Source organism: Salipiger mucosus DSM 16094 (assembly GCF_000442255.1).
GTDB lineage: Bacteria > Pseudomonadota > Alphaproteobacteria > Rhodobacterales > Rhodobacteraceae > Salipiger > Salipiger mucosus.
Map to the genome: position 1 here is coordinate 165,571 of NZ_KE557279.1, position 24,625 is coordinate 190,195.

Genomic DNA, 24,625 nt, shown 5'->3' on the forward strand with positions numbered 1-24,625 from the left:
GGCCTGCAAGGCAAGACCGGCTGACTTGTGCAGCAAATCGCCCGGCCGGGACGAATCCCCTCCGCGACCGGGCGCAGTTGTCTGTTCTCGCGCCGCCGTCCCTTCTGGATCGTGGCACTACCCGGACCTTCTGTCCGGGCTGTTGTCCGATGTCCCCGGTGACCGGTGAGGCACGAGGCCCCCGTGCATGGCCGGGACGGACCGATGTGGCCCGGCTTTTTTGCCAGGACACGAACCCCTCTTAGGCCAGAACTCTTGATGCGAGGTTAACCAAGGCGCCGGATTTCATGGCGCAGCGCCTCGACCAGCTCTTCGCGCGGTCGCCCGCTGTCGATCTCGAGCCGGCGCAGCCCGAAGTGCACATGCGCCATCTGCTGGTAGTAACTGGTATAGGCATAGTTCGTCGCCGCGCCGGCCGCCGCCCCGATCACCGGCACGGTCTGCGCCGCCAGCTTCTGCCCCAGCACGGTCGCCAGCCGCGGCGCCACGCGGGAGATCAGCCCGTGCACCGTCGCCCCTGTCAGCGTCAGCCGTGCCGAGAAAAAGGCCATGTCGGCACCATCGTCCGCCTCGAGCGGACCCGCCGCGCCGAAGACCAGGAGGCATTCCTTGCGCACCTCGGGGTCGTTCGGATCAAAGCCGTGTTCCGCCGCGATGCCCTGGATCGCGCGCAGCAGCCATGTCGTCGTCAGCGGCAGCTCGGCCAGTGCCGTCGGCAATCCGCCGGCCCCACCCGCGGCCCCCATCGCCGTGGTCAGAGTCGTGTTGAACCAGCCCTTCTGGTCGGGCACCACCCCGCGCGAGCCGGCGGCCGCCTGCATCGCGAGCCGCAGCGCGCGCTCGGTCGCCTGCTCGAGCTGGTCCTTCACCCGGTCCGGCAGTCGTTCAAGCAGGTTCTCCGCCTGCCCCCCCACGATGTTGAGCACCTGCAGACCCACGCCGCCCGCCGCGCGGTGCTGCCGCGCCAACGCGGTGATATGCTCGTCGAAAGGCTTGGTCACGGCGACGGACTGGGATCCGGTCATGCGGGGCGCTCCTTGGCTCATGCTCAAAAGATCGTCACCCGCGACGGGAATTCAAGCGCCCCGTGTCACCGGACCGGTCACGCCACTCCATGCGCCCGGCACCAGCTCGAGCCCCAGCACGCGCTCGGGGTTGGTGGGCGGCGGCATCTCGACCCCTTCGAGCCGGGCGAAACCGAAGCGACGGTAATAGGGCTCGTCCCCCACCAGCAGGATGCGCGACCACTCCAGCGCCCGTGCGCGTTCGACGGTGTCGCGGATGAGCGCGGCACCCAGTCCCTCGCCCTGCGCCGTCGGGTGGACCGCCACCGGCCCCAGCAAGAGCGCTTGCGCGCGCCCGATGCGCACCGGCCAGTAGCGGATCGCACCGCCCAGGATGCCCTGCTCGTCGCGCGCGACGCGGCAGAGCTCGGCCACGGGCGGCACCTCCTCGCGCAGGCGGTAGGACGACAGTGCCGTGCGCCCCGGCGCGAAGCTCAGGTCGAAAAGCGCCTCGATCTCCCACCAGTCGCCCGGCCTTTCCTGAGACAGCGTGAACAGCGCACCGACCCCCCGTGCATTCCGGTCCGAACCCGCCTATCACTTCGGTATAGACCGCGCAAACAGCCCAAGGACGGACATGTTCTACCGCCCCGAAGACGGCCACGGCCTGCCGCACAACCCTTTCAACGCCATCGTTACGCCCCGGCCCATCGGCTGGATCTCGACCCGGGGAACGCTGGGCGACAACCTCGCGCCCTACTCCTTCTTCAATGCGGTGGCCTACGTGCCGCCGCAGGTGATGTTCGCCTCGACCTCGGCCAAGGAGGATCGCGGCGACACCAAGGACAGCGTGGCACAGCTGCGCGAAGGCGGCGTCTTCTGCGTCAACATCGTCGAATACGCCATGCGCGACGCGATGAACGCGACCTCCGGCCCCTGGGAAGCGGGCACCGACGAATTCGAGCTCGCGGGCATCGAAAAGGCCGAGTGCGAGACGATCGACTGCCCCCGCGTCGCCAATGCGCCCGCCAACCTCGAGTGCAAGGTCACGCAGATCGTCCGCCTGCCGGGAAAGGCCAACTTCGCCACCTTCGGCGAGGTGACGGGCGTGCACATGCGCGACGACTGCCTCAAGGACGGCATCTTCGACGTCCTGGCCTACAACCCGCTCTCTCGCATGGGCTACCGCGACTACACGGTGGTGCGGGAAAAGTTCAGCCTCAAGCGCCCGGGCGAGTGACGCGGGGCGCGCCGAAACCATAGCCGCCGCCAGCCCGGCGCTCGAAGCGCCGGCCCAGACCTTTCATCTTTCCGCAAATACGCCGGGGGAGGCCGCAGGCCGTGGGGGCAGAGCCCCCGCCCGAGCGCCGCAGCGCGCGGCCTCCGGCCGACGCGGGCGCAGGCCCGCGCCGCAAACCGGCTCAGTGGCCGCCGATGATGCCCGTGCGCACGTGGTAGTCCACGGCCAGCGCGTATTCCGGGTCGTCCTCGGAATCGACCATCAGGTGCCCGGCCTTGGTCAGCAGCCGGTGGCAATCGCGCGACAGGTGCCGCAGCTGGATGCGCTTGCCGGCGGCTTCGTATTTCGCGGCCACGGCCTCGATCGCCTGCAGCGCGGACTGGTCGACCACGCGGCTGCCCTCGAAGTCCACGATCACCGTCTGCGGATCGTCCTCGATCTGGAACAGCTCGACGAACCCGTCCGACGAGCCGAAGAAAAGCGGCCCCTGCACCTGGTAGACCTTCGCGCCCTCGGGCGTGCGGTAGGTGCGCGCGTGGATGCGCCGCGCGTTGTTCCAGGCGTAGGCCAGCGCCGAGACAATCACGCCCACGACGACCGCCACGGCAAGGTCCTCGAGCACCGTGACGACGGTCACCAGCACGATGACGAAGGCATCCGTCAGCGGCACGCGGAACAGGATCCGCAGCGAGTTCCAGGCGAAGGTGCCGATCACCACCATGAACATCACGCCCACCAGCGCGGCGAGCGGAATGAGTTCGATCAGCGGCGAGGCGAAGAGGATGAAGCACAGCAGGAAGAGCGCCGCCGCGATGCCCGCGATCCGGGTGCGGCCGCCGGAATTCACGTTGATCATCGACTGGCCGATCATCGCGCAGCCCCCCATGCCGCCGAAGAAGCCGGTGACGGTATTGGCCACGCCCTGCGCGATGCATTCCTGGCTCGCGCCGCCACGCTGGCCGGTCATCTCGCCGACGAGGTTCAGTGTCAGCAGGCTCTCGATCAGGCCGATGGCGGCGAGGATCACCGCGTAGGGCAGGATGATTTCCAGCGTTTCGAGGTTGAGCGGCACCATCGGCACGTGGAAGGCCGGGAAGCCGCCCTGGATGGAGGACAGATCGCCCACGCGCGGCGTGTCGAGCCCGAAGACGATGACGAGGGCCGCGGTCACCGCGATCCCGGCCAGCGGCGCCGGCACGATCTTGGTGACCTTCGGCAGCAGCCAGATCACCGCCATGGTCAGCGCCACGAGCCCCAGCATCAGGTAGAGCGGCATGCCCGAGAGCCATTCACCGCCGCCAGCACCGTGAGCCGAGACCTCGGCCGTGCCCGGCACCTTGAACTGCGTGAGCTGCGCCATGAAGATCACGATGGCGAGGCCGTTCACGAAGCCCAGCATCACCGGGTGCGGCACCAACCTTATGAACTTGCCCCAGTGCAGCGCCCCCGCGATCATCTGCAGGATGCCCATGAGCACCACCGTCGCGAAGAGGTACTCCACCCCGTGCTCGGCCACCAGCGCCACCATGACCACCGCGAGCGCCCCCGTCGCGCCCGAGATCATGCCGGGCCGCCCCCCCAGGACCGAGGTGATAAGGCCCACCAGGAAGGCCGCGTAGAGACCGACCAGCGGGTGCACGCCCGCGACGAAGGCAAAGGCCACCGCCTCGGGCACCAGCGCCAGCGCGACGGTCAGACCCGACAGCACATCGGTCTTGACCTGCCCGGGCGTGAGCCGGGTGGTGGGCGCGACACTGAGGTCGGGCATCGTGATACGGTTGGCGTAGCGGGCGAGCAGCGGCTTGGCCATCGGGAGGGTCCTATTCTTTCCTGGGTGCGGGGCCGCGGATACTGCAATGCAGCGCGAAAGGCCACCCGTTAGCGCAAATCCGCGCCGCCGAGGCGTGATCCGGGGCCACAGCAGCGACCGGCGCCAAAGCGCTGCGCACATGGCGCGCCACCCCGCGCGATCCCGGTGCCGGCCATCGGGGCCGGCCTTTCCTTCCCCGCCCGCGCGATGCAGTCTGCGCGCAGGCAAGGCGACAGGAGACAAAGGGCATGGCGGCAACGATGATCGGGGTGATCGGCGGATCGGGGGTCTACGACCTGGAGGCACTGGAAGACCGCGAATGGGTCGCGGTCGAGACGCCCTGGGGCGCGCCCTCGGACAGGATCCTGACCGGCACGCTCGGCGGCGTGGCCATGGCCTTCCTGCCGCGGCACGGACGCGGCCACGTGCACGCCCCGTCCTCGGTGCCCTACCGCGCCAATATCGACGCGCTGAAGCGACTGGGCGTGACCGACGTGGTCTCGGTCTCGGCCTGCGGGTCCTTCCGCGAGGAGATGGCGCCGGGCGACTTCGTCGTCGTGAACCAGTTCATCGATCGCACTTTCGCGCGGGAAAAGTCTTTTTTCGGGCAGGGTTGCGTGGCGCATGTCTCGGTCGCGCATCCCACCTGCCCGCGCCTCGGCGCCGCCTGCCTCGCGGCCGCGCGCGAGGCAGGCGTCAGCGTGCACGAGGCCGGCACCTACCTCGCGATGGAGGGGCCGCAGTTCTCGACGCTGGCGGAATCCAAGATGTATCGCGACGCCTGGGGCGCGGACGTCATCGGCATGACCAACATGCCCGAGGCCAAGCTCGCCCGCGAGGCCGAGCTCTGCTACGCCTCCGTCGCCATGGTGACGGACTACGACAGCTGGCATCCCCACCATGGCGAGGTCGACATCACCGACATCGTGCGCGTGCTGAAAGGCAACGCCGACAAGGCCCGCGCGCTGGTCTCGGGCCTGCCCGCCCTGCTGGGCGCCGAGCGTGCGCCCTGCCCGCACGGCTGCGACCGCGCGCTGGACTACGCGATCCTGACCGGCCCCGACAGCCGCGACCCGGCTCTTGTCTCCAAGCTCGACGCGGTGGCCGGCCGCGTGCTCTGAGCGGCCGCGCCCGCTCGCGTTATGGGTTCAGGTTCTTTCATGCTATGCTCGGAATACGAGCATTTCAGCACGGAGAATTTTCATGAACCGCGACACGATTCGCATCATTCAGCGACGCCTGGCCGAGCTTGGCCATTACTCCGACGAGATCGACGGCATCCGCGGCGACAAGACCCACGCCGCGGTGCACTTGGCGATGACGGGCCTCGGCGCCGATGTGCCCGCCGACTGGCCCGAATGGTCGGAGAAACGCCAGACCATCGGCTTCCTGCAGCACTACTGCTGGTCGAAGGAGATCGACGCCGGCCGCATCGACGGCTGGTGGGGCCCGCAGACCGAGTTCGCCGCCTGGGCGCTGGCGCAGCTTCTCGAGACCGGCGCAGTTCCGACCTTCCGCGACATCACCCCCTCGGAAGCCAACCCGAACGGCTGGCCCGACGAGGGCGGCGTGACCGCCTTCTACGGGCCGCACGGCGCCACCGACTGGAGCCGCCCGCCCCCGAAGCTGGTCAAGGTGACCTCGCCCTATCCCTTCAAGATCGCCTGGAACCTGGCACAGAAGCGCAGCTTTCTCTGGGCGCACGAACGCACGGCGGACAGCCTCGCGCGGGTGCTGAAGGAGATCTTCCGCCATTACGGCGAGGCCGAGATCGACCGGCTGTCGATCAACGTCTTCAGCGGCGACTACAATCCGCGCAAGAAGCGCGGCAGCGCGCACCAGTGGTCGATGCACTCCTGGGGCATCGCCTACGATTTCGACGACCAGAACAACAAGCTGCGCTGGGGCGCCGACCGCGCGCGCTTTGCCCGGCCGGACTACGAGGCCTTCTGGAACATCTGGGAAGCCGAGGGCTGGGTCTCGCTCGGCCGTACGGAAAACCGCGACTGGATGCACGTCCAGGCGGCCCGCCGTCACTGACCTTTTCCCCCGCGCCGCGCTGGCCTAGGGTGGCGCGGCGCGGGGGTCCTCCCCGGCCCTTGTCCGCTTCGGGGAGTTGGTCATGCCGCTGGATCTCTGGTTCGCCTTCGTCGCCGCCGCGACGGCGCTTCTGCTGCTGCCCGGGCCGACCGTGCTGCTGGTGCTGTCCTATGCGCTCTCGCAGGGGCGCAGTGTCGCGCTGGCCACCGCCGCGGGCGTGGCGTTGGGGGATCTCGCCGCGATGACAGCCTCGCTTGCGGGGCTCGGCGCGCTGGTCATGGCCTCGGCCACGCTCTTCACCGCGCTGAAGTGGGTCGGCGCCGTCTACCTCGTGTGGCTGGGCTGGCGCCTGCTGCGCACCGCGCCCGCCGAGGGCCTGCGCGTGCCGCAGGCCGAGGTCTCGGCCCGCGGCGTCTTCGGCCATGCCGCCATGGTGACCGCTCTGAACCCGAAAAGCATCGCCTTCTTCATCGCCTTCGTGCCGCAGTTCGTCGATCCGGCGCTCCCGCTGCTGCCGCAGTTCGCCATCCTGACGGCCACCTTCGTCACCCTCGCCGCGCTCAACGTGCTGGCCTACGCACTGGCGGCCGACCGGCTGCGCCAGGTCATCGGCCGGCCCTCGGTGATCGCCTGGTTGACCCGCGCCGGCGGCGCCGCGCTGATCGGCATGGGTGTGCTCACCGCAACGCTTCGCCGCGCCACCTGAAAAGAGGTTCCATGCCCGACAATCGCCAGATCCAGGATTACATCCGCCCCATCGTCGACTTCCCCAAGGAAGGCATCGTCTTTCGCGACGTGACCACGCTCTTCGCCTCGCCGAGGGGCTTCCGCATGGCGGTGGACCAGCTGCTGCATCCCTACGCCGGCACCCGCTTCGACAAGGTCGTCGGGCTTGAGGCGCGCGGCTTCATCCTGGGCGGCGCCGTGGCGCACCAGCTTTCGGCGGGCTTCGTGCCGATCCGCAAGAAGGGCAAGCTGCCCGCAGCCACCATCGCGGAAAGCTACACGCTGGAATACGGCGAAGCGGTGGTCGAGATCCACGACGACGCCATCGCACCGGGCGAGCGCGTGCTGCTGGTCGACGACCTGCTCGCCACGGGCGGCACGGCCGAGGCCGGCATCAAGCTGGTGGAGCGCCTGGGCGGCGAGATCATCGGTTGCGCGTTCCTCGTCGACCTGCCCGACCTGGGCGGCCGCGCGCGGCTCGAGGGGCTGGGCATGGACGTCCACGCCCTCTGCGCCTACGCTGGCGACTGACGCGTGCGGCCGTCCGCCCGCGGGCGGACGGCGCGAGGCCAGGGTCAGGCCGCGTTCGTGTTCGCGGCCTGGCGCGAGGCGTCAGAGTTCATGTCGATGAACTCCAGCACCAGCGGGCGGATGTTGTTGCGCCAGCTCTTGCCCGCGAAGATGCCATAGTGGCCCGCGCCGGGCTCGAGGTGGCTGGCCTTCAGTCGATCCGGAAGCCCGGTGCACAGGTCCAGAGCCGCCACGCATTGCCCGGGCGCCGAGATGTCGTCGTTCGCGCCCTCGACCGTCTTCACGGCGACATCGGTGATCTTGCCGATATCGACCTTGTGGCCGTCGACGACGAACTCGTTCTTGGCGATCTCGGTGTTCTTGAAGATGCGTTCGACTGTCGAGAGGTAGAACTCGGCCGTCATGTCCATGACCGCGAGATACTCGTCGTAGAAACGGTTGTGCGCGTCGTGGTCCGAGGCCTCGCCGCGGCTGACGCGGAACATCTGGTCGGTGAAGGCCTTCGAGTGGCGCTCGGCGTTCATCGACATGAAGGATGCGAGCTGCAGCAGGCCCGGATAGACCATCCGGCCGACGCCCGGGTACTTGAACCCGACGCGCTGGATCATGGTCTCCTCGAGCTGGCCCATGGTCACGCGGTGGCCGAAGTCGGTGACGTCGGTGGGCGTGGCGCTCGGGTCGATCGGACCGCCGATCAGGGTCAGCGTGCGCGGCTGCGCATCGGGATCGAGCTCTGCCAGATAGGCCGTGGCCGCCAGCGTCAGGGGCGCCGGCTGGCAGACCGCGATCACGTGGCTGTCGGGGCCGAGCGCGCGCATGTAGTCCATGAGGTAGAGCGTGTAATCCTCGATATCGAACTTGCCGGCCGAAATCGGAATGTCCCGCGCGTTGTGCCAGTCGGTGACATAGACCTCGGCATCGGGGATCAGCGACAGCACGGTCGAGCGCAGCAGCGTCGCGTAGTGGCCCGACATCGGCGCCACCAGAAGGATCTTGCGCGGCTTTTCCTCGCGCCCGGCGACGTCGAAGTGCAGCAGGTCGCCGAAGGGCTTTTCCACCACCGTGCGGATGTTCACGAGGTGATCCTTGCCGTCCTCGCAGGTGATGGAGCGGATGCCCCAGCTGGGCTTGACCACCATGCGCTCGAACGAGCGTTCGATGACCTCGCCCCAGGCCGCCATCATCCCGATCATCGGGTTCGGAATGCCGGCGAAGGCCGGGTAGGACGCCAGCGTCTTGGCGGTCGAGCCGAGCCACTGGTTCGTGTTCCGGAAAGTCTCCATCAGGTCGTAAGTCGCCATGTAGCGCATGGGTCGGGTCTCCTTGTGACAGGGGCCGAGGCAGCCTCTTCGCCGCCCGGGCGCCCCTCCCCTGCGCCCTGGGTCAACTTGCACGTTCCACGCGTTCCGCCGCTTTGCCCCTGAGTGCCACGACGTATAAGGTGGATCGGGGGAAAGATAGGGGGGATTCGTTGTCATGACAACAGAAGCGACCGAACCAGGCCCGGAGCAGGACACGCTGACGGCAAATCTCGCCCGGATCGAGGAGCTTACGCAGAGGCTCGTCGAGGCGCTCGCGCAGCGCCGTCCGGGCAATCCTGCGCTCGGCGGACCCGAGCCGGGGCTCTACGCCAAGGCGGCGCAGGCCTACTGGCAGGAGTGGATGCAGAACCCCGCCAAGGTCTTCGAGCAGCAGGTCGGCTACTGGGGCAAGTCGCTCACGCATTTCATGGAAGCGCAGCAGGCGCTTGCCCGCGGACAGCTCTCGCCGCCCGAGGATCCGGGCCCCAAGGACCGCCGCTTCAAGAACCCGCTGTGGGATTCGCATCCCTACTTCAACTTCATCAAGCAGCAGTACCTCATCAGCTCGGAGGCGATCCGCGAGGCCGTCGACGAGATCGAGGACCTCGATCCCACCGAGAAGCGCCGCCTGCGCTACTTCGCCCAGCAGATCACCGACATGCTGGCGCCGACCAACTTCTTCGCGACCAATCCCGACGCGCTTCAGAAAGCCGTCGAGACCGAGGGCGAGAGCCTCGTGAAGGGGCTCGAGAACCTCGTCGCCGACCTCGAGGCGAACAACGGCGAGCTGGTCGTGCGGCTGGCCGACGAAGAGGCCTTCCGGATCGGAGAAAACATCGCGACCGCGCCCGGGCAGGTGGTCTGGCGCAATCACATGATGGAGCTGATCCAGTACTCTCCGACCACCGAGAAGGTGCACGAGACGCCGATCGTGCTCTTCCCGCCGTGGATCAACAAGTACTACATCCTCGACCTCAAGGAATCGAACAGCCTGATCCGCTGGATCGTCGACCAGGGCTACACGCTTTTCGTGGTCAGCTGGATCAACCCCGACGAAAGCTATGCCGATGTCGGGCTCGAGGACTACATCGACGACGGTTTCCTCACCGCCATGCGTGTCGCCCGCGAGATCTGCGGCGTCGACCGCGTCAACGCGGTGGGCTACTGCATCGCGGGCACGACTCTGGCCCTCGTGCTCTCGCTGCTCAAGAAGCGCGGCGACAAGCAGGTGAAATCGGCCACCTTCTTCACCGCACTCACCGATTTCTCGGACCAGGGCGAGTTCACGCCCTTCCTGCAGGACGATTTCATCGACGGCATCGAGGACGAGTGCAACCGCTCGGGCATCCTCAAGAGCTTCATCATGTCGCGCACCTTCTCGTTCCTGCGCTCGACGGACCTGATCTACACGCCCGCGATCCGCTCCTACATGATGGGCGAGACGCCGCCGGCCTTCGACTTGCTCTACTGGAACGGTGACGGGGCCAACCTGCCCGGCCGCATGACGATGCAGTACCTGCGCGGGCTCTGCCAACGCAACGAGTTCGCCGAGGGCCGCTTCCAGCTGAAGGGCGAGACGCTGGACCTGGCCGACGTCGACGTGCCGCTGATCTCGATCACCGCCGAGACCGACCACATCGCCGCCTGGAAGGACTGCTACCGGGGCGTGCAGAAGATGGGCTCGCGCTCCAAGACCTTCGTGCTGTCGGAATCGGGCCACATCGCCGGTATCGTGAACCCGCCCAGCAAGAAGAAGTACGGCCACTACCTGAACCCCGACCTCAAGCTTCCGGCAGAGGAATGGCAGGCGCAGGCCGACTACCACGAGGGCTCCTGGTGGGGGCACTGGGAATCCTGGCTGGGCAAGCGCTCGGGCAAGATGGTCCCGGCGCGCGAGCCCGGCGATTCGGCGCATCCGCCGCTCTGCCCGGCCCCCGGCACCTACGTCACGGTCAAGGCCAACCAAGGATAACAATCCCTTGGACGCCATTGCTGCGGCGCAGCATTTCACTCTTGAAATGCTGCGCCGCAGCGTGCATATTCCTGTAAGCCCGAGGAAATAGGGCGGGGTGGGCCCGCCCGGGCAGACAGACAGGATTTTGAACTATGGCCGCCAAGACCCAAGACTTCACCGCCATGATGAAAGACATGATGGGCGCATTCCCCGTGGACACCAAAGCCATGGACGAAGCGTTCAAGACCTCCGCGACCCTGAACGAGAAGCTCTCGGCCGTCGCGCTGGAAGCCGCCGAGAAGTCGACCGAGCTGTCGGCCAAGTGGACCAAGGACACCCTCACCAAGATGTCCGAAATGTCCAAGGCCAAGAAAGAGCCGGCAGACTACGCCAAGGCGATGACCGAGTTCGCATCGGCGCAGGCCGAAGTGACCGCCGAGAACATGGCCGCCTTTGCCGAGATCGCGAAGAAGGTCCAGATGGACACCGTCGAGCTGATGATGGCCGCAGGCAAGGACTTCTCCGAAGACGCCACCGCCGCCATGAAGAAGGCCACCGACGAGATGACCGCGACCGCCAAGAAGGCATCGACCGCAGCGGCCAAGTAATTCCTGCCCTTCCGGGCAGACCAGGACATTGCGCCCCTCTCCTCCCAATCCTTCGGCGCAATGATCGGGGCGGGCTCTTCGGAGCTCGCCCCTTTTTTCATCAACCGACCGATGTTCGCAGGATGCGCCCCCGGCCTCGGCTGGCGCACAGTTCCGCGCCTTGACGCCGAAGGCCTCGCGGTCGACGGAGGGTGACGGGCTGTGCCACGCAGGCCCCCTCATCCAAACCAGCGATCAGGACCTTTCATGCGCAGGGATGCTACCGAACGCGAACTTCAGGCCCAGACGAACCCCAACCACCCACCGCACGACACTGCTGACGAACCCATCGGCCCCGGCAAGATCGCGGCGCTGATCGCCGGCCCGGTGCTGGCGCTTGTGCTCTACCTGCTGCCCGCGCCCGCCGGGATGCCCGAGACCGCCTGGCACCTCGTCGCCGTGACCGCCTGGATGGTGGTCTGGTGGCTGAGCGAGGCGATCCCCCTGCCCGCCACGGCGCTGCTGCCCATCGTGCTGCTGCCGATCCTCGGCATCCAGCCCATCGACGACGTGACGCCGCGCTACGGCAACGACCTCATCTTCCTCTTCCTCGGCGGCTTCATCCTTGCCGGGGGGATGCAGAAATGGGGCCTGCACCGCCGGATCGCGCTCTTCATCGTGCGCGCCATCGGCAGCACGCCCTCGCGCATCGTCATGGGCTTCATGCTGGCCACGGCCTTTCTGTCGATGTGGATCTCCAACACCGCGACCGCCGTGATGATGTATGCCGTGGGCGTTTCGGTCATCGAGTTCATCGACGACCGGATCGAGGACAAGAAGCTGGTCCACAACTTCGGCGTCGCGCTGATGCTGGCCATCGCCTACTCCGCGTCGATCGGGGGGGTCGGCACGCTGATCGGCACGCCGCCGAACGCGCTCATGGCCGGGATCCTGTCGGACAGCTACGACGTCGAGATCGGCTTCATGCAGTGGATGCTGCTCGGTGTGCCCGTCGTGCTGGTCATGCTGCCGCTCGCCTACATCGTGCTGACGCGACTGGCCTTCCCCATGTCCGGGCTCGAGCTGGGCTCGGTGCGTTCGGTCATCGACGACGAATACAAGCAGCTCGGCCGCATGGACCGGGGCGAGATCATCGTTGCCGTCGTCTTCGGTGCGGCCGCGTTCTTCTGGATCACGCGCAGCTTCCTTGGCCTGCCCATCGACGACAGCGGCATTGCCATGACCGCCGCGGTGCTGCTCTTTGCCCTGCCCGTCGGCCGGAGCCAGGGCTTCGTGCTCGACTGGAGCGTGGCGCGCAGCCTCCCCTGGGGCGTGCTGATGCTCTTCGGCGGCGGTCTCGCGCTGGCCGGGGCCTTCGACTCCACCGGCCTCGCGCAGTGGATCGGCGACCAGGTCGCCTCGCTCGAGGGCATCAACCTGTGGATGCTGATCTTCGTGGTGGCCGGGGCGATCATCGTGCTGACCGAGATCACCTCGAACACCGCCTCCACCGCCACTTTCCTGCCGATCCTCGGCGCCGTGGCCGTGGGCCTCGGTGTCGCGGTGCCCTGGCTGACCGTGCCCGTCGCGCTTGGCGCCTCGATGGCCTTCATGATGCCCGTCGCGACGCCGCCCAACGCCATCGTCTTCTCCTACGAGCGCATGACGCTGAGCGACATGGTGCGCGCGGGCATCCTGCTGAACATCTGCTCGGCCGTGGTCGTCTTCCTCGCGATGCGCCTGCTGGCCGGCCCCGTCTTCGGGATGTGAGCCGCGCATGAAAAAGGGCGCGCCCCGCCGGGCGCGCCCTCGCTTGTCCGTTCAGACCGGCGATCAGTCGACGATGGTCGCCTCGGTCTTCTCGCGGATCTCGTCCTCGGTCACGCCGGGCGCGCATTCGACGATCTTCAGACCGCCCTCGACCACGTCGAGCACGCCGAGGTTGGTGATGATGCGGTCCACCACGCCGGTGCCGGTCAGCGGCAAAGTGCACTTCCTGAGAAGCTTGGGCTCGCCCGTCTTGTTGGTGTGGTCCATGACCACGACCACCTTCTTCACGCCGGCGACGAGGTCCATGGCCCCGCCCATGCCCTTCACGAGCTTGCCCGGGATCATCCAGTTCGCGAGATCGCCGTTCTCGGCCACCTCCATGGCGCCCAGGATCGCAGCCGCGATCTTGCCGCCGCGGATCATGGCGAAGCTCTCGGCGCTGTCGAAATAGGACGTGCGGTTCAGCTCGGTGATCGTCTGCTTGCCGGCGTTGATGAGGTCGGGATCCTCTTCACCCTCGTAGGGGAAAGGCCCCATGCCCAGCATGCCGTTCTCGGACTGCAGCGTGATGTCCTTGTCGCCGACGTAGTTGGCGACAAGCGTCGGGATGCCGATCCCGAGGTTGACGTACCAGCCGTCTTCCAGTTCCTGCGCGGCGCGTTCGGCCATCTGGTCGCGTTCCCAGGGCATTACACGGCCTCCTTCTTGCGGGTGGTGACCTTCTCGATGCGCTTCTCGTGCTCGCCCTGGATCAGGCGGTGCACATAGATGCCCGGCAGGTGGATGCAGTCGGGATCGAGCGAGCCGCGCGGCACGATTTCCTCGACCTCCGCGACGCAGACCTTGCCGCACATCGCCGCCGGCGGGTTGAAGTTGCGCGCCGTCTTGCGGAACACGAGGTTGCCGGTGTCGTCGGCCTTCCAGGCCTTCACGATCGACAGGTCCGCGAAGATGCCTTCCTCGAGGATGTAGTGATCCTCGCCGAACTTCTTCACTTCCTTGCCTTCGCCGATCTGCGTGCCGTACCCGGTCTTGGTGTAGAAGCCCGCGATGCCGGCGCCGCCGGCGCGCATGCGCTCTGCCAGGGTGCCCTGCGGGTTGAACTCCAGCTCCAGCTCGCCGGACAGGTACTGCCGCATGAACTCGGCGTTCTCGCCGACGTAGGAGCTCATCATCTTCTTGACCTGCTTGCTTTCGAGCAGCAGGCCCAGCCCGAAGCCGTCGACGCCGGCGTTGTTGGACGCCACGGTCAGATCCTTCGTGCCCGCGTCGCGGATCGCCTGGATCAGGAGTTCGGGGATACCGCAGAGGCCGAAGCCGCCCGCCGCGATCAGCATGCCGTCGTGCAGCAGGCCGTCGAGCGCCTCTGCCGCCGAACCGTAGACTTTCTGCATGAAGTCCTCCCTATGGATTGGTGACGAAGGTTGTGCCGCGCCGCAGAGGGAGAGTCAACGAAGGCGCCCCCTTGCCCCGGGGGGGCGCCCCGCGCCTGTCAGATGAGGCGCACCTGCGTGCCCACCGGGCAAAGCGCGAAAAGCTCTTCGATCTTGGGGTTGTAGAGCCCGATGCAGCCGTCCGAGCTGCGCCGCCCGATCTTGCGCGTGTCGTGCGTGCCGTGGATGATGTAGGCGGGCCAGCTGAGATACATCGCATGGGTGCCGAGCGGATTGTCCGGCCCGGGCGGAATGTATTCCCAGTCGGGGAAGCGTTCCAGTTGGCTGGGCGTCGGCGTCCAGTCCGGGCCCACCTTCTTGCGCACGATCTTGGTATAGCCGCGCTTGGTCAGCTGCTCGGTCTTGGGCACCGAGGTCGGATAGACCCGGTAGTCGGTGCCGTCGCCCGACCAGAAGTGCAGCGCCCGCGAGCGGGTGTCGGCAACGATCGTGGCAACGCCGAGGTCATCGAAGTGGTCGCGCCAGTCCTGCGCCACGAAGCTCGAGATATTGCGCCGCGTGGTCGTGGCCGCCTCGGAGGCATGAACCTGGGCGGGCACCAGCGGAAGCGCGCAGGCGGCCCCGGCGGTGGCAAGCAGGCGGCGGCGTGAAAATCCGTTGTTCGACATGGTGTTGCGGTCTCCTCATCGTGGCTGACAGTACGCAACCTGAAGTGGCGGCCGAACAAAGACCAATCACGTATTCTTGTGTGTCGATGTATCGGTGCGCATCGGCCACACGGGGCCGTTCCGATGCCGTGAAACCGGGCATTCCCGGTCGAAAGGCGGTGGCCTCGGCGCCCGCCGGGGCCACGCGCTGTCACGCGTCGTCGGCCTCGTCCGTCTTGGCGGCCGCCTTGCCGGCGGCGGCCGTCTTGGACGTGCTCTTGCTGGCGCTCGTCTTCTTGGCGGCGGTCTTCTTCGGCGCGGCTTTCTTGGCCGTGGTCGCCTTCTTCGGAGCGGCCTTCTTCTTGCCGCCGCCCTTCTTGGCGGCCTTCTCGGCGATGAGCGGCAGCGCGCTCTCGAGCGTCACCTCCGAAGGCTCGGTCTCCTTCGGCAGCGTCGCGTTGATCTTCTCCCACTTCACGTAGGGGCCGTAGCGCCCCTCGTAGACAGCGACCTTGCCGCCGTCGGGATGCTCGCCAAGCTCCTTGATCGGCTTCGCGGCGGCGCCCCTGCCCCGGCCGGGGTTGGCGCGCTTCTCCGCAAGAAGCTCCACCGCGTGGTTCATGCCGATCTCGAAGACCTCCTGGAACTCCTTGAGGTTCACGTAGACCGGCTTCGCCTCGTCGGGCAGCTGGTGCACGACGTAGGGCCCGAAACGGCCGAGGTTCGACTTGATGACCCCGCCTTCGGGGTGCATGCCGATCTCGCGCGGCAGCGTGAGCAGCGTCAGCGCCTTCTCGAGCGTCATGTCGTCGGGCGACCAGCCCGGCAGATACTGCCCCCGCGCCTTCGGCAGCGAGGCGCGCGGCGGTTTCTTGACCTCGGGCGTCGGCTCGCCGCGCTGGACGTAGGGGCCGAAACGGCCGGCCTTGAGCCAGATCTCGTCCTCGTCGTCATAGCCCAGCAGCTTTTCCTCGCCCTCGGCGCCCTCGCCCGCGATGGGGCGGGTATAGGTGCACTCGGGGTAGTTGCCGCAGCCCACGAACCCGCCGGTGCGCGATGTCTTGAGGTGCAGCCGCCCCTGCCCGCAGCGCGGGCAGATGCGCGGATCAGAGCCGTCCTCGCGCGGCGGGTAGAGCTGCGGCGCGAGCGCGTCGTCGAGCACGTCCAACACCTCGGCGATCCGCAGATCCGAGGTCTCCGAGATCGCGGCCGAGAAATCGCGCCAGAACTTTGCCAGCAGCGACTTGTAGTCCATCTCGCCGGCCGAAACCTCGTCGAGCTCGTTCTCGAGCTCCGCGGTGAACTCGTAGCCCACGTATTTCCGGAAGAAGTTGAGCAGGAAGATCGTGACGATCCGGCCCTTGTCCTCGGGGATCAGGCGGTTCTGTTCCTTGCGGACGTACTCGCGGTCCTGGATCGTGCCGATCACGCTGGCGTAGGTCGAGGGCCGGCCGATGCCCAGCTCTTCCATCTTCTTGACCAGCGTCGCCTCGGTGTAGCGCGGCGGCGGCTGGGTGAAGCTCTGCGTCGCGAGCACCGAGCCGTTCTCCGACAGCACCGCGGACGAGGCCGTCTGCATGCCGCCGGCACTTGCGCTCTCGACCACCTCGTCGCCCTTCTCGGCCGCCTTGGAAAACTGCTGATGCAGCCCGGCCTTGGCGAACGTCGCGGCGTCGCCTTCCATGATCTGCGGCAGGCGCTTGTCGTCGTCGTCGGCCACGTCGTCGCGGCCCTCTTCGTAAACCTTCAGGAAGCCGTCGAAGAGCACCACCTGCCCCGTCGCGCGCAGGCCCACCTGGCCGTCGTCGCTGGCGATCTCGACGGTGGTGCGCTCCAGCCGCGCGGCCTCCATCTGGCAGGCGAGCGTGCGCTTCCAGATCAGGTCGTAGAGCTTGCGCTGGTCGGCCTCGCGCAGCTTGAGCGACTCGGCATCCGCCGCCATGTCGGTCGGTCGGATGCACTCGTGCGCTTCCTGCGCGTTCTTGGCCTTGTTCTTGTAGATGCGCGGGCTGCCGGGCACGTAGTCCTTGCCGTAGCGGTCGGCGATGGCATCACGGCAGGCGCTGACCGCTTCCGGGGCCATGTCGATGCCATCGGTCCGCATGTAGGTGATATGGCCGGCCTCGTAGAGGCGCTGCGCCGCGCTCATGCAGGCCCGGGCGCCCATGCCGAACTTGCGGCTCGCTTCCTGCTGCAGGGTCGAGGTCATGAAGGGCGCCGAGGGGTTCCGGCTCGATGGCTTGGCCTCGACGCTGGCGACCTTGAGGGCGCGCGAGGTGATGGCCTGCACCGCAAGCTCGGCCTGCGTGGCGTTCTCGATGTCGTAGCGGTCGAGCTTCTTGCCGCCCAGCACTGTCAGACGCGCCTCGAAGTCCTGACCGCGCGGCGTGCTCAGCAGCGCCTTGACCTGCCAATATTCGCGGGGATCGAAAGCCTCGATCTCCATCTCGCGCTCGACGATGAGGCGCAGGCAGACCGACTGCACGCGCCCCGCCGACTTGGCGCCCGGCAGCTTGCGCCAGAGCACGGGGCTGAGGTTGAACCCCACGAGGTAGTCCAGCGCGCGGCGAGCGAGGTAGGCCTCGACCAGCGGCGCGTCGATCTCGCGCGGGTTCTGCATCGCCTCGGTGACGGCGCTCTTGGTGATCGCGTTGAAGGTCACGCGACGGACGTCCGTGTCCTTCTTGATCGAGCGCCGCTTGGTCAGCGCCTCCTTGAGGTGCCACGAGATCGCCTCGCCCTCGCGATCGGGGTCGGTCGCGAGAATGAGCGCGTTGTCGGTCTTGAGCGCCTCGGCGATGGCTGAAACGTGCTTGCGGGAATCGTTCGCGATCTCCCATTTCATGGCGAAATCGTGCTCGGGATCGACCGATCCGTCCTTGGGCGGCAGGTCCCGGACGTGTCCGTACGAGGCGAGAACCGTGTAGTCGGAGCCCAGATACTTGTTGATTGTCTTGGCCTTGGCCGGGGACTCGACGACGACGACGGGCATGAAAGCTCTGACCTCTCGGACATTATTGGAACGGCCTGCTCGCGGGCCGTCATGGCGGCGCAAGATGTGGGACGCAAGGGGGGAATGTCAATGTGGCCGCCGGCCACCGCCCCCGTGAGGGGCCCCGGTGGCCCTAGACGACGAGCGACAGGAGCCCGCCCGGGCGCCGCTCGATCCGGCCCTCGACCTCGAGATCGGTAAGCGCCGGAGAGACCGTGCCGGAGGTCGCGCCGAGGTCGCGGATGAGCTGATCCTCGGCCAGCGGCGCGGGGCCCAGCCGTGACAGGATCTGCGCGTGCAGCGCGGCGGTTTCGGCCAGGCTGCGCTTTTCCGGCGCGGCGGGCGGGACCCGGGGGTCTTCCGCAGGCGCCTCGAGCGGCAGGTCGCGCTGCGGCGCCGGGGCCTCGGATGGTCCCAGCGCCTCGACCACGTCCTCGGCGCTGCGGACAAGCCGTGCGCCGTCGCGGATCAGGATGTTGCAGCCGCCGGCCCGCGCATCGAGCGGATGGCCCGGCACGGCGAGAACCTCGCGCCCCTGGTCCAGCGCGCAGCGCGCGGTGATGAGCGAGCCGGATTTCGCCGCGGCCTCGACCACGACGACCGCGCGCGAGAGCCCCGAGACGATGCGGTTGCGCGCCGGGAAATGCCGCGCCTGCGGCTGGGTGCCCATGGGCTGCTCGGACAGCAGAGCGCCACCCCTGGCCCGGATGCCCTCCGCCAGACCCGCGTTTTCCGAGGGGTAGAGCACGTCGACGCCGCCGCCCAGGACCGCTGCCGTGCCTGTGTCCAGCGCGGCCGCGTGCGCGGCCGTGTCCACGCCGCGCGCCAGCCCCGAGACCACGACGAATCCCGCCTCGCCCAGCCCCTGCGCAAGCGCGCGGGCCATGCGTGTGCCCAGAGACGAGGCATTGCGTGCGCCCACGAGCGCGATCATCGGCCGCGCCATGACGCCCGCGTCGCCGGCGGCCCAGAGGATCGGCGGCGGATCGGCGATGTCCGAAAGGTCGGCGGGATACTCCGGTTCGCCCCGGCAGATCATGCGCGCGCCGTGGCGCCGAGCCGCGGCGAGTTCGGCCTGCACGACACCCTCGGGACAGATCTGGTAGTTCTCGACACCGGCGGCCCGGGCGACCCCGGGCAACGCGGCCAGCGCGGCCGCCGCGTCACCATGTTCGGCCATCAGCCGCCAGAAGGTCGTCACGCCCACGCGGCGCGAGCGCAAGAGACGGAGCCACAACACCCGAGCGTCTTCCGTGGTGGGTGGGAGTGGGGGGTGAGCGGAAGAATAATTGTCCTCGGTCATTCTGACCCCGTCTTCTTGCAGGGTCAGGTCTAGCGCGACCTTCCTTAATTGCAGGTAAACGGCCACAAGATTTCTGGCGGCCCGTCCCCGCAGGGACGGCGGATCAGGCGGCCGCGCCGCCCACCGTCAGACCGCCGATCATCACCGTGGGCTGGCCCACGCCCACCGGCACCCACTGGCCCTGCTTGCCGCAGTTGCCCATACCGGGGTCGAGCGCCATGTCGTTGCCGAGCGCCCGGATCTGGCCCAGCGCCGTCGCCCCGTCGCCGATCAGCGTGGCGCCCTTGACCGGCGCGCCCACCTTGCCGTTCTTGACGCGGTAGGCTTCCGTACAGCTGAAGACGAACTTGCCGTTGGTGATGTCGACCTGCCCGCCGCCGAATCCCACGGCCCAGATGCCGTCATCCAGCCCCGCCACGATGTCGGCCGGGTCGCTGTCGCCGCCCAGCATGTAGGTGTTGGTCATGCGCGGCATCGGGATATGCGCGTAGCTCTCGCGTCGGCCGTTGCCGGTGGGCTGCGCCCCCATGAGGCGCGCGTTCTGCCGGTCCTGCATGTAGCCCACCAGCACGCCGTCCTCGATCAGCACGTTCTTGCCCGAGGGCGTGCCCTCATCGTCCACGCTGATCGATCCGCGCCGGTCGGGGATGGTGCCGTCGTCCAGAACGGTCACGCCCTTGGCCGCGACCTGCTGGCCCATGAGCCCCGCGAAGGCCGAGGATTTCTTGCGGTTGAAGTCGCCTTCGAGCCCGTGGCCGATGGCCTCATGCAGCAGGATGCCGGGCCAGCCGGGGCCAAGCACGATGTCCATGACACCCGCCGGAGCAGGCTCGGCGCGCAGGTTCACCAGCGCGATGCGCAACGCCTCGCGGGCCTTGGCCTGCCAGTCCTGCGGCTCGAGCAGGCCGTCGAGCGTGACACGCCCGCCGCCGCCCGCGGTGCCGGATTCGCGGCGGCCGTTCTCCTCGACGATGACGCTCACGTTGACACGGGTCATCGGGCGCACGTCGGTCACCAGCACGTCCTCGGGGCGCAGGATCGCGACCTCCTGCAACGAGGCGGCGATGGTAGCCGTGACCTGCACCACCCGGCTGTCGAGGGCCCGGGCGAAGGCGTCGATCTCGCGCAGCGTGTCGACCTTCACAGGAAACGACTGCCCGTCGATCGGGTCGGCATCGGTGTAGAGCCGGCGGTTGGTGCCCGCGGGCGGCGGGGCCATCACGCCGCCGCCGTCGCCCACCGCGAGACGCGCCGTCTCGGAGGCCCGGCCGATGGCGGCCTCGGAAAGCTCGGTCGCATGGGCATAGCCCGCAACCTCGCCGGCGACGGCGCGCAGGCCGAATCCCTCGGAGGCGTCATAGCTCGCGGTCTTGATTCGCCCGTCGTCCAGCACGAGCGCCTCGGATCGCTTCCGCTCGAGAAAGAGTTCCCCGTCCTCGGCGCCCTCCAGCGCCGCGCGCAACTGGGCCAGCGTGCGGTCGCGGTCCAGCGCGGTCTCGAAGGGGCGGAAGGGGCCGTCACTCATTGTCTTCCTCGCGTGATTTGATCTAGATCAAGAAAAAGCGCCGTTTCGCCGCAGCGGTTCGGCTTTATCTGGTGCCCGCTTTGTGCAATTTAAAGGCACAGCTCAACGGGGAGGGGTATGTCCGGGCGACCGGCCCGCACGCCATCCTCCTGCGACGACACAAGAAAGACAACCGGATCAGGTGAGACATGCGTAAGATTTCGATGCTGACGGGCCTCCTGGCCGGCCTCACGGCCGCCCCCGCCCTGGCACAGGACCTCGAAACGGTGGGCAAGCCCCACGCGGGCGGCATGGGCTTCCAGCCCGCGGCAACGGGCCTGGCCGAAGACCTGCAGTGGCTGGACGGGATGATCCTGGTCATCATCACCGCGATCTGCATCCTCGTGGCCGGCCTGCTCCTCTTCGCCGTCCTGCGCTACAACAGCCGCGCCAACCCGAACCCCAAGAGCTTCACGCACAACACCCCGCTCGAGGTGGCCTGGACGCTGGGTCCCATCGTGGTTCTCGTGGTGATCGGCGCCTACTCGCTGCCGGTGCTCTTCAACCAGCAGGAAATCCCCGAGGGCGACGTCGTCATCAAGGCGACCGGCTACCAGTGGTACTGGGGCTACGAGTACGTCGGCGAAGACCTGGGCTATGACGGCTACATGATCGGCTCGCCCGCGACCGGCGGCGACAACCGCCTGACGCCCGAGGTCGAGGAGCAGCTGACAGAAGCCGGCTACTCGCGCGACGACTTCCTGCTCGCCACCGACACCGCCATGGTCGTTCCCGTGGGCGCAACCGTGGTCGTGCAGGTGACCGGCGCCGACGTGATCCACTCCTGGACCATCCCCGCCTTCGGCGTGAAGCAGGACGCCGTTCCGGGCCGGATCGCCGAGCTGTGGTTCACGCCCGAGCGCGAGGGGATCTACTACGGCCAGTGCTCGGAGCTCTGCGGCATCCAGCACGCCTACATGCCGATCACCGTCAAGGTGGTCAGCCAGGAGGCCTACGACGCATGGCTCGCCGCCTCCAAGGAAGAGGGCTGGTACGTGGACGTGAACCAGTTCCTCGCCGGCGCCTGATCCGGTTCCGCGCATCCCGGACCGCCGGGATGCGCCCTTCTCCGACTGACTGCCCGACTGCCTGAAAGACCCAGATGACCGACCTCAGCACCAACGCCAAGGTTCCCGGCGCCGAGACCGAAGCGCAATTCGGCGACTACTTCGCGCTCCTGAAGCCGCGCGTCATGACGCTGGTGGTCTTCACCGCCTTTGTCGGCCTGCTGGCAGCGCCGGCGTCGGTGCATCCCTTCGTGGGCTTCTGCGCGATTCTCTTCATCGCCGTGGGCGGTGGCGCCTCGGGCGCGCTGAACATGTGGTGGGACGCCGACATCGACGCCGTGATGCGCCGCACCGCGCGCCGTCCGATCCCCTCGGGCCGTGTCGAGGGCGGCGAGGCGCTGGCCATCGGGCTGGTGCTTTCGGCCTTCGCGGTAGTGTTCCTGGGGCTCGCCACCAACTGGCTGGCCGCCGGCCTGCTGGCCTTCACCATCTTCTTCTACGTCGTGATCTACACCATGTGGCTGAAGCGCACGACGCCCCAGAACATCGTCATCGGCGGCGCCGCCGGCGCCTTCCCCCCGATGATCGGCTGGGCCGCCGCGACCGGATCGGTCAGCGTCGAGGCCGTGCTGATGTTCTGCCTGACCTTCATGTGGACGCCGCCGCACTTCTGGGCCCTCGCGCTCTTCATGCGGGGTGACTACGACGCCGCCAAGGTGCCGATGCTGACCGTGACCCACGGTCGCCGGTCGACCCGCGTGCACATCCTCGTCTACACCGTGCTGCTGGCCGCGCTGGCCGTCGGCACCGCCTTCACCGCCGTCGGCGGGCCGGTCTACCTGGCGACCGCGCTGGTCCTCAACGCGCTCTTCCTCAAGGGCGCCTGGGACATCTTCCGCCGAGACGAGGCGGCCTCGGAGGCGGACAACTACAAGGCCGAGAAAGCGTTCTTCAAGCTGTCGCTGCTCTACCTCTTCGCGCATTTCGGCGCGATCCTGGTCGAGGCCGGCCTGGCACGCTTCGGCTTCGGAGGCTGGGCATGAGCATCGCGCGCCTCCACGACCTCCACAAGCGCCGCATGGGCCGCAACCTTGGCGTGGGCCTCGTGCTCGCGGCCTTCATCGTGATCATCTTCGGCCTGACGATCGTCAAGATCGGGCGCGGCGACTTCTCGACCAACCCGGGTGCGCCCGGACGGGCCATTGAGGAGACGAGCAATGAAAACTGACGGCAACAACCCCAAGAAGACGGTCCTTCAGCTCGTGGGCGTCGTGCTCTTCATGGGCGGCATGGCCTGGGCCTCGGTCCCGCTCTACGATTTCTTCTGCCGGGTGACCGGCTACGGCGGCGAGACCGGCGTGGCCTCGGCCACCACCGGCGAGGTTCTGGAGCGCGAAATCACGGTGCGCTTCGACGCCTCGAAGGAGCGCGGGATGCCCTGGGAGTTCAAGCCGATGCAGACCGAAATGACGGTCAAGATCGGACAGGACGGCCTGGCTTTCTACGAGGCCTACAATCCGACCGACCGACCGATCGCCGGGCAGGCGGCCTACAACGTCTACCCCTTCGACGCGGGCAACTTCTTCAACAAGATCGCCTGCTTCTGCTTCACCGAACAGGTGCTGATGCCCGGTGAGCGTGTCGAGATGCCGGTGAACTTCTTCGTCGACCCCGCGATCGTCAACGATCCGGACGCGAAGCACACCAACCACATCACGCTCAGCTACACCTTCTACGAGATCGACCTGCCCGAAGAGGTGCAGGCTTCGCTCGAGACCGAGAACGCGGACGCAAGCTCCGTCAACTAACGCCGAGATCCAACGAGGGAAACGAGATGGCGCACGCTAAAGAACATGACTACCACATCCTGAGCCCGTCGATCTGGCCTTTCGTCGCTTCGGTCTCGTCGTTCGTGATGCTCTTCGGGGCCGTCCTTTGGATGAAGGACAGCGGCCCCTGGATCTTCCTGATCGGCTTCGTGGGCGTTCTCTACGTGATGTTCGGCTGGTGGTCGGACGTCATCGCCGAAAGCCGCGTGGGCGATCACACGCCCGTCGTGCAGATCGGCCTCAAGTACGGCTTCATCCTGTTCATCATGTCCGAGGTGATGTTCTTCCTCGCGTGGTTCTGGAGCTTCTTCAAGCACGCGCTCTACCCGATGGGGCCGAACTCCCCCGCGCAGGACGGCGTTTGGCCGCCCGCCGGGATCGAGACCTTCGACCCCTGGCACCTGCCGCTGATCAACACCCTGATCCTGCTGTGCTCGGGCGCGGCCGTGACCTGGGCGCACCACGCGCTGGTGCACGAGAACAACCGCGAGGACATGAAGTGGGGCCTGATCATCGGCATCGCGCTCGGCGCCATCTTCACGGTCTTCCAGGCCTATGAATACAGCCACGCGGCCTTCGGCTTCTCGGGCAACATCTACGGCGCCAACTTCTTCATGGCGACGGGTTTCCACGGGATGCACGTGATCATCGGGACGATCTTCCTCTTCGTCTGCCTGCTGCGCCTGCTGGGCGGCGACTTCACGCCCGACAAGCACGTGGGCTTCGAGGCGGCCGCCTGGTACTGGCATTTCGTCGACGTGGTCTGGCTCTTCCTCTTCGCCGCCATCTACGTCTGGGGCGGCTGAACCGCACCGCGACGCAGACCATCACAAGCGCCCGCCCTCACCGGCGGGCGCTTTGCCGTTCCGGCAAGCGCATCCGCCGCGCCCCACCCCGGCCATTCCACCTTGAAGCTGCCGGTCCCC

23 protein-coding genes are annotated in these 24,625 nt (G+C 67.6%); 13 read left to right on the forward strand and 10 right to left on the reverse strand.

The window, feature by feature from the left end; all coding sequences use genetic code 11:
* Positions 1-266: 266 nt before the first annotated feature.
* Together SALMUC_RS18075 and SALMUC_RS18080 are read right to left on the reverse strand one after the other, a co-directional pair.
* Positions 267-1,025 carry an EcsC family protein gene (locus tag SALMUC_RS18075; protein ID WP_020039098.1) on the reverse strand — a complete coding sequence of 253 codons (759 nt, stop codon included), beginning with the start codon at positions 1,023-1,025 and terminating at the stop codon, positions 267-269.
* A gap of 51 nt (positions 1,026-1,076) precedes the next feature.
* Positions 1,077-1,448, reverse strand: a complete 372-nt coding sequence (locus tag SALMUC_RS18080) for a GNAT family N-acetyltransferase (RefSeq protein ID WP_342663044.1) — start codon at positions 1,446-1,448, stop codon at positions 1,077-1,079.
* Between the two features lie 193 nt (positions 1,449-1,641).
* On the opposite strand from SALMUC_RS18080, the gene SALMUC_RS18085 reads away from it, so the two are divergent.
* On the forward strand, positions 1,642-2,244 hold the full coding sequence (locus SALMUC_RS18085; protein WP_020039096.1) for a flavin reductase family protein: 603 nt from the start codon (positions 1,642-1,644) through the stop codon (positions 2,242-2,244).
* Between the two features lie 181 nt (positions 2,245-2,425).
* Here SALMUC_RS18085 and SALMUC_RS18090 read toward each other — a convergent pair whose 3' ends face one another.
* Positions 2,426-4,054, reverse strand: a complete 1,629-nt coding sequence (locus tag SALMUC_RS18090; protein ID WP_020039095.1) for a SulP family inorganic anion transporter — start codon at positions 4,052-4,054, stop codon at positions 2,426-2,428.
* Between the two features lie 248 nt (positions 4,055-4,302).
* On the opposite strand from SALMUC_RS18090, the gene SALMUC_RS18095 reads away from it, so the two are divergent.
* From SALMUC_RS18095 to SALMUC_RS18110, 4 genes are all read left to right on the forward strand, one after another.
* A complete protein-coding gene (locus SALMUC_RS18095) occupies positions 4,303-5,175 on the forward strand; it encodes an S-methyl-5'-thioadenosine phosphorylase (protein WP_020039094.1) in 873 nt (290 codons plus the stop codon).
* Between the two features lie 82 nt (positions 5,176-5,257).
* Positions 5,258-6,094: a M15 family metallopeptidase gene (locus SALMUC_RS18100; protein ID WP_020039093.1), complete on the forward strand. Its 837-nt coding sequence runs from the start codon at positions 5,258-5,260 to the stop codon at positions 6,092-6,094.
* A gap of 82 nt (positions 6,095-6,176) precedes the next feature.
* The gene (locus tag SALMUC_RS18105; protein ID WP_020039092.1) at positions 6,177-6,800 is read left to right on the forward strand and encodes a LysE family translocator; all 624 of its coding nucleotides are present in this window, start codon (positions 6,177-6,179) and stop codon (positions 6,798-6,800) included.
* A gap of 11 nt (positions 6,801-6,811) precedes the next feature.
* Positions 6,812-7,351: an adenine phosphoribosyltransferase gene (locus SALMUC_RS18110; RefSeq protein ID WP_020039091.1), complete on the forward strand. Its 540-nt coding sequence runs from the start codon at positions 6,812-6,814 to the stop codon at positions 7,349-7,351.
* Positions 7,352-7,395: 44 nt separating this feature from the next.
* Here SALMUC_RS18110 and phaZ read toward each other — a convergent pair whose 3' ends face one another.
* Positions 7,396-8,661 carry a polyhydroxyalkanoate depolymerase gene (phaZ, locus tag SALMUC_RS18115; protein WP_020039090.1) on the reverse strand — a complete coding sequence of 422 codons (1,266 nt, stop codon included), beginning with the start codon at positions 8,659-8,661 and terminating at the stop codon, positions 7,396-7,398.
* Positions 8,662-8,827: 166 nt separating this feature from the next.
* On the opposite strand from phaZ, the gene SALMUC_RS18120 reads away from it, so the two are divergent.
* The 3 genes from SALMUC_RS18120 (at position 8,828) to SALMUC_RS18130 (ending at position 12,963) form a co-directional block, all read left to right on the forward strand.
* On the forward strand, positions 8,828-10,624 hold the full coding sequence (locus SALMUC_RS18120; RefSeq protein ID WP_020039089.1) for a PHA/PHB synthase family protein: 1,797 nt from the start codon (positions 8,828-8,830) through the stop codon (positions 10,622-10,624).
* A gap of 134 nt (positions 10,625-10,758) precedes the next feature.
* The gene (locus SALMUC_RS18125; protein ID WP_020039088.1) at positions 10,759-11,214 is read left to right on the forward strand and encodes a phasin, PhaP; all 456 of its coding nucleotides are present in this window, start codon (positions 10,759-10,761) and stop codon (positions 11,212-11,214) included.
* A gap of 246 nt (positions 11,215-11,460) precedes the next feature.
* On the forward strand, positions 11,461-12,963 hold the full coding sequence (locus tag SALMUC_RS18130) for an SLC13 family permease (RefSeq protein ID WP_020039087.1): 1,503 nt from the start codon (positions 11,461-11,463) through the stop codon (positions 12,961-12,963).
* A gap of 63 nt (positions 12,964-13,026) precedes the next feature.
* On the opposite strand, the gene SALMUC_RS18135 is transcribed toward SALMUC_RS18130, so the two are convergent.
* The 6 genes from SALMUC_RS18135 to tldD form a co-directional block, all read right to left on the reverse strand.
* Positions 13,027-13,653 (reverse strand): 3-oxoacid CoA-transferase subunit B, encoded by a 627-nt coding sequence (locus SALMUC_RS18135; protein WP_020039086.1) that lies wholly within the window; start codon positions 13,651-13,653, stop codon positions 13,027-13,029.
* Positions 13,653-14,357 (reverse strand): CoA transferase subunit A, encoded by a 705-nt coding sequence (locus SALMUC_RS18140; protein WP_020039085.1) that lies wholly within the window; start codon positions 14,355-14,357, stop codon positions 13,653-13,655. Before SALMUC_RS18140 ends, SALMUC_RS18135 begins: the two co-directional genes overlap by 1 nt.
* Before the next feature lie 98 nt (positions 14,358-14,455).
* Positions 14,456-15,025 carry a L,D-transpeptidase gene (locus SALMUC_RS18145; protein ID WP_020039084.1) on the reverse strand — a complete coding sequence of 190 codons (570 nt, stop codon included), beginning with the start codon at positions 15,023-15,025 and terminating at the stop codon, positions 14,456-14,458.
* Between the two features lie 190 nt (positions 15,026-15,215).
* A complete protein-coding gene (gene topA, locus SALMUC_RS18150; protein ID WP_020039083.1) occupies positions 15,216-17,996 on the reverse strand; it encodes a type I DNA topoisomerase in 2,781 nt (926 codons plus the stop codon).
* 133 nt (positions 17,997-18,129) lie between these two features.
* Positions 18,130-19,299, reverse strand: a complete 1,170-nt coding sequence (dprA, locus tag SALMUC_RS18155) for a DNA-processing protein DprA (protein ID WP_084514025.1) — start codon at positions 19,297-19,299, stop codon at positions 18,130-18,132.
* A gap of 103 nt (positions 19,300-19,402) precedes the next feature.
* Complete coding sequence (gene tldD, locus SALMUC_RS18160; protein WP_020039081.1) at positions 19,403-20,824, reverse strand: metalloprotease TldD; 1,422 nt, start codon at positions 20,822-20,824, stop codon at positions 19,403-19,405.
* 188 nt (positions 20,825-21,012) lie between these two features.
* Between tldD and coxB the strand changes: the two genes are divergently transcribed.
* From coxB to SALMUC_RS18185, 5 genes are all read left to right on the forward strand, one after another.
* Positions 21,013-21,891, forward strand: a complete 879-nt coding sequence (gene coxB / locus SALMUC_RS18165; RefSeq protein ID WP_037372216.1) for a cytochrome c oxidase subunit II — start codon at positions 21,013-21,015, stop codon at positions 21,889-21,891.
* A 74-nt stretch (positions 21,892-21,965) separates the two neighbouring features.
* On the forward strand, positions 21,966-22,913 hold the full coding sequence (gene cyoE, locus SALMUC_RS18170) for a heme o synthase (RefSeq protein WP_020039079.1): 948 nt from the start codon (positions 21,966-21,968) through the stop codon (positions 22,911-22,913).
* Positions 22,910-23,098 (forward strand): hypothetical protein, encoded by a 189-nt coding sequence (locus tag SALMUC_RS18175; protein WP_020039078.1) that lies wholly within the window; start codon positions 22,910-22,912, stop codon positions 23,096-23,098. The genes cyoE and SALMUC_RS18175 overlap by 4 nt, the downstream gene beginning before the upstream one ends.
* On the forward strand, positions 23,088-23,678 hold the full coding sequence (locus SALMUC_RS18180; RefSeq protein ID WP_020039077.1) for a cytochrome c oxidase assembly protein: 591 nt from the start codon (positions 23,088-23,090) through the stop codon (positions 23,676-23,678). Before SALMUC_RS18175 ends, SALMUC_RS18180 begins: the two co-directional genes overlap by 11 nt.
* A 26-nt stretch (positions 23,679-23,704) precedes the next feature.
* On the forward strand, positions 23,705-24,505 hold the full coding sequence (locus SALMUC_RS18185; protein WP_020039076.1) for a cytochrome c oxidase subunit 3: 801 nt from the start codon (positions 23,705-23,707) through the stop codon (positions 24,503-24,505).
* Positions 24,506-24,625 lie beyond the last annotated feature (120 nt).